The organism is Leisingera sp. ABM4_103 (assembly GCF_056158685.1).
This window is the reverse complement of record NZ_JBSWTU010000005.1, coordinates 514,719-528,717: the sequence shown is the minus strand read 5'-3', so window position 1 is coordinate 528,717 and position 13,999 is coordinate 514,719. Positions and strand designations below refer to the sequence as shown.

Sequence of the window (13,999 nt, the reverse complement as noted above, 5' to 3'; positions counted from 1 at the left end):
ACTGAGAGTGCGAATCGCTGGTATGGTGGCTGTACTGCGCTCGAAACCCGGTTGAGCGGCAGAATATTTTCCCGCGTTTCCGGGGAGTTCTCTGGTTTCCTTCGGCGCTGTTCGGGTTTTTCTGGCAAAGGATGGGTCTTATTTGCCATGGTTAATCATCAATAACCGGGGGGGTTAGGGAATTGTTAACGCTGCCGCAATCTGTCCATGAATTTGCCTCTTCACGGCAATTTCGGGCCTCATTCCAGCCGCACGCCTGAATGACGATAGGTTTGCGGGAAGCTGGAGTGGGTAATGAGACGACTAATTGCTGCGATGGCGGCATGCCTGTCCCTGGGCATGCCCATCGGCGCGGCTGCGAGTGATACGCAGTCAGCCGCCGCATCCATTGAGGGGTGGGAGGCCGTCGGACGGCTGAACATTGCAAACGGCAACATCTGCACCGGCGCGCTGGTTGCGCCGGATCTTGTGCTGACGGCCGCGCACTGCCTGTTTGATCCGCGCACAGGGGCGCAGGTTGCGCCGGCGGCGATCTGGTTCGAGGCTGGTCTGTCGGGACGGCAGGCAGTGGCCCTGCGGCAGGTGGTTAAGGCGGTGATGCATCCGCAATACCGTTACCGGCCCGCGGGGAAGCATCAGATCGGCAGCGATCTGGCGGTACTCAAGCTGGACCGCCCGATCAGCCGCAGCCGCATCCAGCCTCTGACAATGTCGCCGGACGCGGCGCGCGGTGATACTCTGGGGGTTCTGTCCTATACCCGCAGGCATGCTACCCGGCCGGGGCTGGAACCGTCGTGCAGCGTATTGGCACGGCAAAGCCGGACCCTGGTGCTGTCTTGCCTGGTGGACTTTGGCGCGTCCGGGTCGCCGGTGCTGGAGATGCGCCCGGGCCTGCCGCCGCGGCTGGTTTCGGTGATCTCAGCCAAGGCGGCGATGGGCAAACGGCGGGTTTCAATCGGCACAGCGCTGGATGCTTCGCTTCGCGAACTCATGCGCCTCGCGGGCTAGGAACAGCCGGAAACCAAAGTAATTGTGCGGCTGCAACGGCCTAGGTCTGGCAGCGCCATCACGGCTCGCGCAGAGCTTCGCGGGATTTGTACAACGGCTTCAGCAGGTATTGCAGAACCGTCTTGGCGCCGGTCTGCAGCTCCGCCGTGGCCCGCATGCCCGGGCGGATCTCAATGGATTGCTGGCGTTCGGTGAAGCCGGATTTGTCGACCCGCACCGTCACCCGGTAATAGGGTTCGGCGCGCGGGTTGCGTTCATCTTCAAAAGTATCGGCGGAGACGAAATCCACCTTGCCGCGCAGCGAGCCATAGATGGTGTAGTCATAGGCCGACAGCTTGATGGTGGCGTCCTGGCCGGGCTGCACGCTGGCGATGTCTTCGGGTTTCACCCGCGCCTCGACAAACAGCTCTTCGCCCAGCGGGATGATCTCCAGAATTTCCTCGCCGGGACGGATCACGCCGCCGATGGTGGTCACGGCCAGGCTGTTGACGATCCCAGCCATGGGGGAGGTGATGATGGTGCGGTTCAGCTGGTCCACCGCCAGCCGCTGTTCCTGGCGCAGGGTCGTGAGGTCGCGCAGGGTTTGCGAATACTCCTCCGCCTGTTCCAGCTCTGCCTGGGTGCCGATCTCGCTGTATTTGGCGCGGGCGTCGGTTGCGGCTTTGCGGGCCTTGTTCACCTCGATCAGCGCGACGATCTTCTGCTTGTAGAGTTGCTCCATATTGGCCAGCTCGGCGTTCAGCTGATCCATGATCTGCCGGGCGCTGTCGCGGCGGCTGGTGAAGTCAGTCTGACGCGCAGTCAGCAGGCCGCGTTCCGAGGCCAGGATGCCGGGGGAGCGCTGCGCCAGCATTTCCGGCACGGTGAATTCAAAGGCACCCTTCATCTGCGCTTCCAGCCTGTGGCGCTTGATCTCCAGCGCGTCGATCTGGTTCTGCAGCTCGTCGGCGGCGGCGCGGAACTTGGTGTCCTGCAGCTTGGCCAGCACCTGGCCGGCGGAGACGATATCGCCCTGACGAACATGCAGCTCCGCCAGAATGCCGCCTTCGAGGTTCTGCACGATCTGCGCGCGGGAGGAGGAAACCACCTGTCCCTCGCCGCGGACGATCTCGTCGATGGAGGCAAAGGCGGCCCAGATCAGAAAGGTCACAACGGCGGCCAGCGCCAGATAGATGATCCGGCTGGCGCTGCGGGGCGTCTCGGCATTTCCGTAGGGATCGTGCAGGGCCATGCTCATTTGCCTTCTCCGGCGGCCAGATGGGCCAGAACCTGATCACGCGGTCCGTCCACCACCATCCGGCCGGACTGCAGGATCAGGGTCCGGTTGGTGAGCGACAGGATCGGCATCCGGTGGGTGGCGATCACCGCGGTGCGGCCCTCCAGCCAGCCTTCCAGGCGGCTGACCAGGGTGCGTTCCAGCGTCTGGTCCAGCGCCGCGGTGGGTTCGTCCAGCAGCACGACCGACGGGTCCTGCAGCCACAGCCGGGCCCAGCCGATCGACTGGCGCTGGCCGATCGAGAGGCCATGGCCGCCGTCGCTGATCTCCAGATCCAGCCCCTTGTGGTGGTTTCGCACGTGGGCGCCGAGGCCTGCGAACTCCAGCGCCTCCATCAGGCGGTCGTCATCGCGCTCCAGCTGGTTGAGATTCAGGTTGTCGCGCAGGGAGCCGGCAAACAGCCGCACATCCTGGCTGAGGTAGCCGATGTTGGCGCGCAGGTCGCGCGGGTCGATCTGTGCCATGTCGGTGCCGTCGAGCAGGATGCGGCCCCGGTCGGGGGCGTAAAGGCCGGACAGCAGTTTCAGGAGTGTGGACTTACCCGATCCGTTGACGCCCAGCACCGCAACCCGCTGGCCCGGCGTGACCGCCACAGCTTGCACGTCCAGCGTCGGCGCCGCGTCGTCATCGTAGCGGAACATGATCTCGCGCAGCTCAAACCGGCCTTCGATTTTCTGGCGGCGCAGATAAGTGCGTTCCTGTTCCTTTTCCTGCGGCGCCTGGGCAATCGCATCCAGCCCTTCCAGCGCCGCCTTGACGTTGCTCCAGCGCGCCAGGGTGGCGGCAAACTGCGTGAGCGGCGCCAGCGTGCGGCTGGTCAGAATACCTGTGGCGATGATGGTGCCGACGGTGAACTCGCCCGCAAAGACCAGCAGCGTTCCCAGCACCACCGCAGTGATATAGGTCGCCTGCTGCACGCCCTGCGACCAATAAGTAAGGGCGCTGGACAGCTTGCGCTGCTCGGTCGCGGAATGCGACGACAGAGTGTTCAGTTCATCCCACAGCCGCAGCACCCGGTCCTCGCCGCGCTGGGTCTTCACGGTGTCCAGCTCGGTCACCACCTCATGCAGCAGCCGCCCCGCCTTGGCATTGGCGCCCTGCGTCTGGCGGGTATAAGCGATCATCTTTTTCTGCATGAAATAGGCAGGCAGAAGCATCAGGATGCCGCCCGCGACAATCACCCAGACCACCGGTCCGGCAATCGAGGCGACCAGCAGCAGGAACACCGCGATAAAGGGGATGTCCGCCAAGGTGGAAATAGTGGAGGATGTGAAGAACTCACGCACCGAGCCGAAATCGCGCATCGCGGCAAACAGGCCGGAGGGCGGCAGCGGTTTCTTGTCGGAGCGCATGCCGATCAGGCGGCGCATCAGGTTGTGCTGCACTGACAGCTCGATCTGGCGGCCGGCCGCGTCGGTCAGCCGCGCGCGCGCCAGCTTCAGCATCGCCTCCAGTGCAATCGCCAAAAAGGCGCCGACAGCCAGCACCCACAAGGTCGCGTGCGACTGATGCGGCACCACCCGGTCATAGACCTGGAGGGAGAACAGCGCGACCGACACCGCCAGGATGTTAGCCACCAGCGAGCCCAGCATGATCTCACCCACCTGGCGGCGGTACTTGGGGAACTCGCTCCAGAACCAATGGCCGGGATCGATCTGCGGCGTGTGCTTGGCCGCCATCTGGCTGAGCGAAGGGCGGGCCGACAGCACTGTGCCGGTGAAATAGGGAGAGAACTCCGCCAGGGGCACCTCGGTGCGGTTGTCCGGGCAGGAGGTGTCGTAGATGGTCAGGGCTTCATCTGCCTGGCTCAGCACCAGTACGCACTGGCCGCCGGACATCACCGCAAGCGCAGGCCACAGCGCGGGGGCGAGGCTCTGCTTCTCCAGAATTTTGGGCTGCAACCCGGCGGATTGCACCGCCTTGGCCAGCGTGTGCAGGGACAAATCTCCCGGTGTTTCCTTCCACAGGAAGGCGGCGACATCGCTGATCGGCACTTCGCTGCCCTTCAGCGCGGCCAGTGTGGCAATCAGGCTGGCGCGGTGCTGAATACGGGCCGCAGCGCCCTCCAGCAGGGAGCCGACCTCTGGCTGCGCTTCTTGCGGCTGGGGTTTGGTCTGATTGTCCGTGCGCGGCTTGAGCGGCGCATTGGGACAGGGCGCCGGGGCAGGGGTATTGCCAGGCTGCATCCCGGCTTGCGGTGCGGCTTGCGGGCGTGAAGCAGGTACAGCCCGCAGCACCGGTTTTTTGCCGGAGGCGGGCAGGGGGCGCGGGGACTTTTGTGTCGTGTCCGTCAAATCTTGTCCCCATCGGCCAAAAGGCCCAGGTCGCGCGCCAGCTGCAGCTGGATCAGCACCACCTCGTATTTCGCGTCGATAAAGGCCTGCTCGCGGCGCACCAGCTCCTCGTAGACCTGGATCACCTCCATCACCGGGCGCTGGCCAGCCTCGAATTGTTTCTGAAACAGCTCATAGGTTTCGCGGCTGCGGCGCACCAGGGCTGCCGTCTCGGCCTCCTGGCGGCGGTAGGAAGCTATCTGCTGGATCTGTCTGCTGTAGGTGCGGCGGGCGGTTTCCTCTGCTTCGCCCACCTGGCGGGTTGCGGCCTCCTTGGAGGCTTCCAGCGCCTGGATGGCTGCAGGGGTGCCAAGACCCAGCGGCTGGCCGGTACCGAGGGTGATCCCGGCGCCGGACCCGTCGGTGGTTACATTGCCCGCAGCCGAGATCTGCGGCAGCAGGCCTGCGCGCCCCGACTTGGCCTGGGCAATTGTGCGCTCTGCCTCAGCGCCGGCCTTGAGCACGGACAGGAACTGAACCTGCTCGGGCGGGGTGCCTATCTCCAGATGCGCGGGCTTCCGGGGGAAAGACTGCCCGGTCATAGCCTGCAGCTCGGCGCGCGCTGTGGCGGCGGCGTCCTGGGCGGTAGCGGTGGCGGTGCGTATGCCGCTGATCTTGCTGTCCACGACATTGAGGTCGGCACGGTCTGACACACCGCCGTCAACACGCCCCTGAACGATCCGGCGGAAGTCCTGCATCCGGCGCAGGGCGCGGTTGCCATAGGCAGCTTTCTCGTCGCCGCGCAGGGCAGTGGCATACAGCCCAACCGCCGTTTCCACCCTGCTGTTCATGTCTTCTGACAGGTTGACCGCGGCGACTTCGACATCAGCGGCGGCAAAGGCCCGCTCTGCCTTGCGGCGGCCGTTGTCGAACAGCACCTGCTCAATCAGCAGTCCCGCTACAAGATCGCCCAGATCGGTCAGGCTGACCGAAGGGCCCAGCGTCGGCAGCCAGTTCTTAGAGGCCGCTTCGGCCCGCAATTTGGCGCTGATCAGCTCGGCCTCGGCCGCGCGGGACGAGGCGGCAATCGCGGCCTGCGCCACCTCGCCGTAAGCGCTGTCATCAGTCAGCAGGGAGCGCCGCTCCATCAGCTTCCGGATCACTTCGGAGGAGGCATCGCCCGATTGGGAAAAATTGCTGCGCGGTGCTGATGCACCGGCGCCTTCGGACCCGCCGGACAGCGGTGACTGGGCGCAGGCCGACAGGCTGCACATCACTGCGATGGCGCAAAGAAAGCGTCCCGGTTGCATCCTGCCCTTTGCCCTTGTGTTTAAGGCTTTTGTTGTGTTGGGCCCGGCGGAATTGCCCGCCAGGCCAGCCGCTCAGATTACGGTATTGACGTCTTCGTCGACGATCAGCGTGGTGCCGTCGTCGCCGATGGTGTAGACGTTGTAGGCCTCGCCATCGATGGTCTCTGTGCCCGTTGCGGTCGCGCCGGTAATCGTGAGCGTGTCATCCGCCCCGCCATGCACAGTCACCGAGTCAGAGTTGCCGGACAGCGCGTTGATGTCCGCCTCGGTCAGGGTCAGGTCGACGCCATCAGCATGAACAAGGTTCAGCTCATCGATGTTGAATTGCGACAGGCCTGCGTGGTCCAGCACCGTTGCGCCGGCGCCGTCCTCAAGCACAACCATCGTGCCGGAGCTGTTGCCCGCGTCGTCGACGCGGTTGACCACCAGATGCGAGCCGTCCGGAACGTCCGCGTCGAAGCTGAACAATGTCCGGCCGCCGCCAAGGTCGGTTTCGGTGCCGGTGACATCCGAGACGCTGCCGCCGCTGGTCAGCTCATGCGCGGTGTCGCCGGTCTCGAAATCATCGCTGAAGAAACCGCTGACACCGGCGCCGGTGCTGATCACATCCCCGACGTTCGGAGCGTCATACTCGGTGTCGATGCCGAAGGTTTCGGTCAGGGTTTGGGTGTTGCCCGCCGCGTCGGTCGCGGTGATCTCTGCTGTGGCGGTGGTGTCGCCCTCGGGCAGGTCATCCGCGTCAAAGGCGGCGCTCCAGTTGCCGTCCGCATCCACGGTCGCAGCCCGGGTGACGCCGCCGATGGTCACCTCAACGCTTGATCCAGCCTCGACTGTGCCGGTCATGGTCAAGCCTGCGGCGCGCTCTGCGACGTTCAGCACATCGTCATCGGTCTGGCTGCTGTCTGCAGTGAACGGCGTTACCTCGGTGTCGATGGTCAGCGTGTCACTGATTTCCGAGGTGTTGCCGGCGGCGTCCGTGGCCGTGACAGTGATATCTGCGTCGTAGCTGCCCTGGGCAATGTCGGAGGCGGCGAAATCCACGCTCCAGTTGCCGGCGGCATCGACAGTTGCGGTTTCGGTGGCGTTGCCCAGTTGCACGACAACGGTCGAGCCCGGCTCCACTGTGCCGGTCAGCGTCACCCCGTCGCTGCGTTCGGAGCCGTTGACAACGTTGTCGCCCTCGATGCTGCCGGATTCCAGGGTCAGCGGGTCGACCAGCGTGTCCACGCGCAGGTCGGCGGTGGCCGTCGCAGTATTTCCGGCCGTGTCGGTCGATGTCACGCTGACGGTGGTGTCATATTCGCCGGCAGGCAGCGAGCCTGCTTCGAACACGGCGGCCCAGTTGCCGTCCGCGTCCACCGTGGCGGTGCGGGTCACGCCTTCTACAGTGACGCTGACCGTCGCCCCTGCCTCGCCGGTGCCGGTCAGGGTCAGGCCTGCCGCGGCCTCGGAGCCGCTGACCAGATCGTCGCCGCCTGCCTGGCCGGGATCAATCTCCACCGCTGTTGTTGTGTCAACACGGATGGTTCCGGTCACGTTGCCAGTATTGCCAAAGCTGTCTGTCGCCTTGACGGTAACTTCTGAGTCGTACTCGCCAGCGGCGATTTCAGACGCCGCAAAGTCCGCGCTCCAGGTGCCGTCTTCTGTGGCGGTGACCGTGCGGGTGACACCCTGGAAAGTGACTTCGACAGTCGCACCTGCTTCAGCAGTCCCTGTCAGGGTGACGCCATCCGCGGCTTCCGCTGCGTTGATCATATCATCGCCGCCAGCCTGGCCCTCATCAAGGGTTACATCGGCAACGGTGTCGATCACCACTGTGGGGCCATCCAGGTCGAATTCGGTGCCATCCGGGTCAACAACATGAACGGTTGAATCGTAGTTTCCGTCCGGCGGCAGATCATCAACCGGGAAGGTCACGCTCCAGTTGCCGTTGTCATCGATTGTGGTTGTCTGGGTCGCGGTTCCGACGGTGACTGTCACCTCGGATCCCGGCGCTCCGGTGCCGGTGATTTCAACCGGAGAGGTGGTGGAGCCTGACACCGGGTAGGTGGCGTCCGGATCATTCACCGTAGGCACGATTGCGGCGGTGCCGTCATCGCCGCCTCCGCCGCTGCCGGCGATGGCGGCTGCGCCAACCACACCTGCTGCGGCCCCTGCGGCCCCCAGGCCGCCGAACAGCGGTGCGGCGAGCGGTGCAACCACCGGCTCGATCCGGTCGACGTCCAGGAACACCATCTCGTCGTATGCGCTCCACTTGCCGCTCAGGTCGAGCGGTTCGTAGGTAGCAAAGAGCATACCGCTGGACTTGTCCTCCAGAACGACCTCGATGAACTCGCCTTCGGAGCTGAGGAAGAGGTTCTTACCACCGGTGGAGCTGAAGGAGTAATAGTTCTCCAGCACCAGCTCCTGTCCGTTGGCCAGGGTGATGTGCAGGTCGCCGCCGCGGCGGGCATAGCTCTCGACGTCGGCTGGGTTGAGATTCAGCGAAATGTCCTTGGCCGGGCCCGCATTAATGCGCGCCGGCGTGCCTTCGGAGAAATTGCCATGCTGTGTAGTGCCCGCCATGTCGCGGGTAATAAATGCTACCGTGCTCATTTTTTTACCGCTCAATCTGTACGCGGCTGCGCCGAAATCAATTGGCGCGCGCTGCGTGGTTCCGTTGCCTGTAGTTTCGCCCACCGGCCGTCTTTTGCGGCCATTCTGAGGCCATACTGTGATGATTTTTCGAGGCCTGTCCAGTGGATGGGCGCCGCTGTTACAGTAAATTTAGCGGCAACCGTGTCCTGGCTGCCGCAGAAATTTTAAGCTTTTTCACGGGAAAGCAGCTGCGGACCAGCCTTAGTGCCGGGGTGGACCCCGCTGCGGCTGGTCCATGAAAGCAAGCATTCCTGCTACGGGATATTACCCAGGGGCGAGTTCGAGATGCGACAATCACCTCATGGCGGAAGCGCGCCCGCAAGCCGCTGAAATGCCGCGTTGCAGAAGGGGTGGTTGAAGGGGGTGTTCGCTTTGATGTGATGAAAATTTCCCGCAAAAGATTCTGGCAATTAATTAAAAGTACACCACTTTCAGATAGGAAGAAGTTCGTAATTGGTGTAAGCTCGAGAGTAAGTAAAGACGACGCCGACAGCCCTGGTAACCGGGCGCAGGCCGCCGCCAAGAGCGGCCAGCCGGACGTATAACGCCAGCAGCGGCGCCGAGCAGAAATCAGAACTCAACACTGACGCGGACACTTATGCCCACGTGCTGGGCACCCGTCTGTCCGTGCGCGAAGAAACGCCAGGAGGAACGGCGCCAGTTAACCAGGAGGCTTGATCCACGATGAAAGACATTGCCGAACTTTTTGCAGAGCAGTACGGCGAAACGCGCGAGCAGGAAATGCCGCTGCAGGACTATTTGAATGCCTGCCGCGACGATCCAAGCCTGTACGCGAACGTCGCCGAGAGGATGCTGAGGGCAATTGGCGAAGAGGAGCTGGTAGACACGTCCAAGGACGCGCGGCTCGGGCCGATCTTTCAGAACCGAACGATCAAGCGCTACAGCGCATTCCATGATTTCTATGGCATGGAAGACACCATTGAGCGGATCGTCGGATACTTCCGCCACGCCGCGCAAGGGCTGGAGGAGCGCAAGCAGATCCTCTACCTGCTGGGGCCGGTCGGCGGCGGCAAATCCTCGCTGGCGGAACGCCTGAAGCGCCTGATGGAGGATCAGCCGATTTATGTGCTGAAGGCAGGCAACCAGATCTCGCCGATTTTCGAAAGCCCGCTGGGCCTGTTTGACCCGGTTCGAATGGGCAAGGTGCTGGAGGAAGAATACGGCATCGCGCAGCACCGGCTGCCGGGACTGATGTCGCCCTGGGCGGTGCAGCGTCTGGATGAATTTGATGGCGATATCAACAAGTTCTCGGTTGTGCGCCTGCATCCGTCGCGGCTGCGCCGGATCTGTGTCGCCAAGGTGGAGCCGGGCGACGAGAACAACCAGGACATCTCGACCCTGGTCGGCAAGGTCGACATCCGCCAGCTGGAGCATTTCAGCCAGGATAACCCGGACGCCTACAGCTTCTCCGGCGGCCTGAACCGTGCGACCCAGGGCATTCTGGAATTCGTGGAGATGTTCAAGGCGCCGATCAAGATGCTGCACCCGCTGCTGACGGCGACCCAGGAAGGCAACTACATGGGCACCGAAAGCTTCGGCGCCATTCCCTTCAGCGGCCTGATCCTGGCGCACTCGAACGAGAGCGAATGGCAGTCGTTCAAGAACAATAAGAACAACGAGGCCTTCATCGACCGGGTGTCGATCGTCAAGGTGCCGTACTGCCTGCGGGTCTCGGATGAGACGTCGATCTACGAAAAACTGATCGAGAACAGCGAGCTGCGCAATGCGCCCTGCGCGCCGGAGACGCTGAAGATCCTTAGCCGCTTCTCAGTGCTGACCCGCCTGAAGCCGCATGAGAACTCCAACCTCTACTCGAAGATGCGGGTCTATGATGGCGAAAGCCTGAAGGACACCGATCCCAAGGCCAAAACGGTGCAGGAATACCAGGACCGGGCTGGCGTGGATGAGGGCATGAACGGCATCTCGACCCGCTTTGCCTTCAAGGTGCTGTCGACCACATTCAACTTCGACACCAACGAAGTCGCGGCGGACCCGGTGCATCTGATGTATGTGCTGGAGCAGATGATCAAGCGCGAGCAGTTCCCGCAGGAGATGGAGCAGAAGTATCTTGAGTTCATCAAGACTGAACTGGCGCCCCGTTATGAGGAGTTCATCGGCAACGAGATCCAGAAGGCGTACCTCGAAAGTTATACCGAATACGGCCAGAATGTCTTTGACCGCTACATCGCCTATGCCGATGCCTGGATCGAGGAGCAGGATTATAAGGATCCGGACACCGGCCAGCTTTATAACCGCGAGGTTTTGGATGCGGAGCTGAGCAAGATTGAGAAGCCGGTCGGCATCGCCAATCCCAAGGACTTCCGCAACGAGGTCGTGAAATTCGCCCTGCGCCACCGTGCCAACACCGGGTCCAACCCGGCCTGGAACTCCTACGAGAAGCTGCGCGACGTGATCGAGAAGCACATGTTCTCGCAGGTCGAGGAACTGCTGCCGGTGATCTCCTTCGGGTCCAAGAAGGACAGCAAAACCGAGAGCAAGCACCAGGAGTTCGTCGAGCGGATGCGCGGCCACGGCTATACCGACCGGCAGGTCCGGCGCCTGGTCGAATGGTACATGCGCGTCAACAAGGCGGGCTAAAGAGGAGCGCTGTGCAACATGCATCATTTCATCGACAGGCGCGCCAATCCGAAGGGCAAGAGCCTCGGGAACCGCCAGCGGTTCCTGCGGCGGGCCCGGGAGAACATTAAGGAGCGCGTCGACCAGTCGGTCCGGGGGAAGTCGATCCAGAACGGAAGCGGCGTACCTGACGGAGGCGAAAAGGTCACAATCCCGTCGCGGGGTCTGAAGGAGCCGCGGTTCTTTCATTCCTCCAAGGGCGGGCTGCGCCGCCACGTGCTGCCCGGCAACAAGGATTTTGTTGTCGGCGACACCATCAAGCGTCCCCAGGGGGGCGCGGGGCAGGGCGGCCGCAAGGCGTCTGAGGAAGGCGACGGCGAGGACGAGTTTTCCTTTACCCTCACCCAGGAGGAGTATCTGGAAATCCTGTTCGAAGGGCTGGAACTGCCGGATCTGGTGGAAAAAGCCACGGTGGAGACTGAAACCATTGGCACCCGCCGCGCCGGCCTGACAACTGCCGGGACGCCCAACAACCTCAATCTGGTGCGCACCATGCGCAACTCGCTGGGCCGCCGGATCGCCCTGCAGCGTCCCACCACCAAATCCCAGCGCGACCTGGAAGAGCAGATCGCTGAACTGGAAGCGCTGGACGACCGCACCCCTCCGCAGGAGGAATTCCTGGAGGCGCTGCGGAAAAAGCTGGACGGCATCATCCGCAAACGCAAGGTGGTCGGCTATATCGACCCGCTGGATCTGCGCTACGACACCTTTGTGCCGGAAAAGATCCGCAACTCCCGTGCAGTTGTGTTCTGCCTGATGGATGTGTCCGGCTCAATGCAAGAGCGCGAGAAGGACCTGGCAAAAAGGTTCTTCCTGCTGCTGCACCTGTTCCTGGAACGCTGCTATGAGCACACTGAGCTGGTGTTCGTGCGCCACACCCACCACGCGCAGGAAGTGGATGAGGAAACCTTCTTCTACGCCCGTGAAACCGGCGGCACCATCGTGTCGACCGCGCTGGAGAAGATGAAGGAGATCATCGAGGAACGCTATCCGCCGGATGAGTGGAACATCTACGGCGCTCAGGCCTCCGACGGAGAGAACTTCGGTAATGACTCGGCGCGCTGCAAAAACCTTTTGCTGAACGACCTGCTGCCGGTCAGCCAGTTCTATGCGTATGTGGAGATTGTAGATGAAGCGGCGGAAATGCTGCTGAACAACCCGGAAGCAGGCGAAGACCTGTGGCAGAACTACCGTGAGGTGAAAGCACAGGCCCCGCATTTCGAGATGCAGCGGGTTTCGCAGCCGGGCCATATCTATCCGATTTTCCGGGAGTTCTTCCTTCCCAAGGTGAAAGGGGTGCAGAATGCAGGCAGCTGAAAAGGCGCGCGCGCCGCTGTTCGACGGGCCGGAATGGACCTTTGAGCTGATGGAAAAGGCGCGCGACGCGATCGAGCAGATCGCGCTCGAAGATCTTGGGCTGGATGTCTATCCCAACCAGATCGAGATCATCTCTGCCGAGCAAATGCTGGATGCCTATTCCTGTGTCGGCCTGCCGCTGATGTATCAGCACTGGTCCTTCGGCAAGCATTTCGCCCGCGACGAGGCGCTGTACCGCACCGGCCGCCAGGGGTTGGCCTATGAGATCGTCATCAACTCCAACCCCTGCATCAGCTACAACATGGAAGAAAACACCATGGCGATGCAGACGCTGGTAATGGCGCATGCGGCCTTTGGGCACAATCATTTCTTCAAGAACAACTACCTGTTCCAGCAATGGACTGACGCGGCGGGCATCCACGACTATTTGGCATTTGCCAAAAATTACATCGCCGCTTGCGAGGAGCGTTATGGCCTCAGCGCGGTGGAGGAAGTGCTGGACGCCGCCCATGCCTTGCAATCCCAAGGCGTGTTCCGCTATGGCCGCCCGCCCAAGCCAACCAGCGAGGAACTGGTCGCGATGCAGAAGGTGCGCGAGGGCTACGAAAGCGGCCAGAGCGTGCTGGACATCTGGACCGATAGCACCCTGGGGCGCGACAAGCTGGAAGAGGCCGAGGACGCGTCCTACAGCGCGCGCCGCAAGCAGATGAACCTGCCGCAGGAAAACCTGCTGTATTTCCTGGAGAAACACAGCCCGGTGCTGGAGCCCTGGCAGTGCGAGATCCTGCGTATCGTGCGGATGCTGGCGCAATACCTCTATCCGCAGAAACAGACCAAGGTGATGAACGAGGGCTGCGCGACCTTCGTGCATTACTACATCATCAACAAGCTCTATGAGGAAGGCCAGATCACCGAAGGCGCCTACATGGAGATGCTGCACAGCCATACCAATGTGGTGATGCAGCCTGAGTTTGACGACCCGCGGTATTCAGGCATCAACCCCTATGCGCTGGGCTTTGCGATGATGCAGGACATCCGGCGCATCTGCCAGGATCCGACCGATGAGGACCGGGAGTGGTTCCCGGACTTTGCGGGCAACCCGGATTGGCGCGGTGTGCTGCGCGATGCCTGGGCGAACTACCGCGATGAAAGCTTCATCCAGCAGTTCCTGTCGCCGAACCTGATCCGCAAGTTCAAGCTGTTCACGCTGACCAATGACGCGGATCTGCCCAATCTGGTTGTCAGCCAGATCCACAACCGCGCGGGCTACAAGGCGATCCGGCGCGACCTGGCCAAGCAGTATGACCTTGCCTATCTGGAACCGGATATCCAGGTGACGGACGCGGACTTGCGGGGCGACCGGGAGCTGAAGCTGACACATACCGTGCGCGACGGCATCCATCTGGATGAAGAGGATCAGGAAGAGGTCCTCAAGCACCTGCGCCGCCTGTGGGGCTACGGCGTCAGGCTGGATGCTGCGGAGGCGGCCGGCGAACACTGACCATAATATTCGGGCCTAG

Annotated in this window: 8 protein-coding genes; 4 read left to right on the top strand and 4 right to left on the bottom strand. The window is 62.5% G+C overall.

The genetic code is table 11. The annotated features are described in order from the left end of the window. Positions 1–294: 294 nt before the first annotated feature. A complete protein-coding gene (locus ACXAED_RS04150) occupies positions 295–1,008 on the top strand; it encodes a trypsin-like serine peptidase (protein WP_475047110.1) in 714 nt (237 codons plus the stop codon). 58 nt (positions 1,009–1,066) lie between these two features. Here ACXAED_RS04150 and ACXAED_RS04145 read toward each other — a convergent pair whose 3' ends face one another. The 4 genes from ACXAED_RS04145 to ACXAED_RS04130 all read right to left on the bottom strand — a co-directional run bounded on the left by ACXAED_RS04145 (position 1,067) and on the right by ACXAED_RS04130 (position 8,462). Further along, positions 1,067–2,245 (bottom strand): HlyD family type I secretion periplasmic adaptor subunit, encoded by a 1,179-nt coding sequence (locus ACXAED_RS04145; protein WP_475047108.1) that lies wholly within the window; start codon positions 2,243–2,245, stop codon positions 1,067–1,069. Next, on the bottom strand, positions 2,242–4,470 hold the full coding sequence (locus tag ACXAED_RS04140) for a type I secretion system permease/ATPase (RefSeq protein ID WP_475047107.1): 2,229 nt from the start codon (positions 4,468–4,470) through the stop codon (positions 2,242–2,244). Before ACXAED_RS04140 ends, ACXAED_RS04145 begins: the two co-directional genes overlap by 4 nt. A gap of 104 nt (positions 4,471–4,574) precedes the next feature. Beyond that, complete coding sequence (locus ACXAED_RS04135; protein WP_475047105.1) at positions 4,575–5,867, bottom strand: TolC family protein; 1,293 nt, start codon at positions 5,865–5,867, stop codon at positions 4,575–4,577. Positions 5,868–5,939: 72 nt separating this feature from the next. Then, positions 5,940–8,462: an Ig-like domain-containing protein gene (locus ACXAED_RS04130; protein ID WP_475047103.1), complete on the bottom strand. Its 2,523-nt coding sequence runs from the start codon at positions 8,460–8,462 to the stop codon at positions 5,940–5,942. Positions 8,463–9,188: 726 nt separating this feature from the next. Between ACXAED_RS04130 and ACXAED_RS04125 the strand changes: the two genes are divergently transcribed. The 3 genes from ACXAED_RS04125 to ACXAED_RS04115 are packed head-to-tail and all read left to right on the top strand — an operon-like array spanning position 9,189 to position 13,980. Then, positions 9,189–11,123, top strand: coding sequence for a PrkA family serine protein kinase (locus ACXAED_RS04125; RefSeq protein WP_475047102.1), 1,935 nt, complete (start codon positions 9,189–9,191; stop codon positions 11,121–11,123). Between the two features lie 18 nt (positions 11,124–11,141). Continuing rightward, positions 11,142–12,479, top strand: a complete 1,338-nt coding sequence (locus ACXAED_RS04120) for a YeaH/YhbH family protein (RefSeq protein WP_475047100.1) — start codon at positions 11,142–11,144, stop codon at positions 12,477–12,479. After that, a complete protein-coding gene (locus tag ACXAED_RS04115; RefSeq protein WP_475047098.1) occupies positions 12,466–13,980 on the top strand; it encodes a SpoVR family protein in 1,515 nt (504 codons plus the stop codon). Before ACXAED_RS04120 ends, ACXAED_RS04115 begins: the two co-directional genes overlap by 14 nt. Positions 13,981–13,999: the final 19 nt, after the last annotated feature.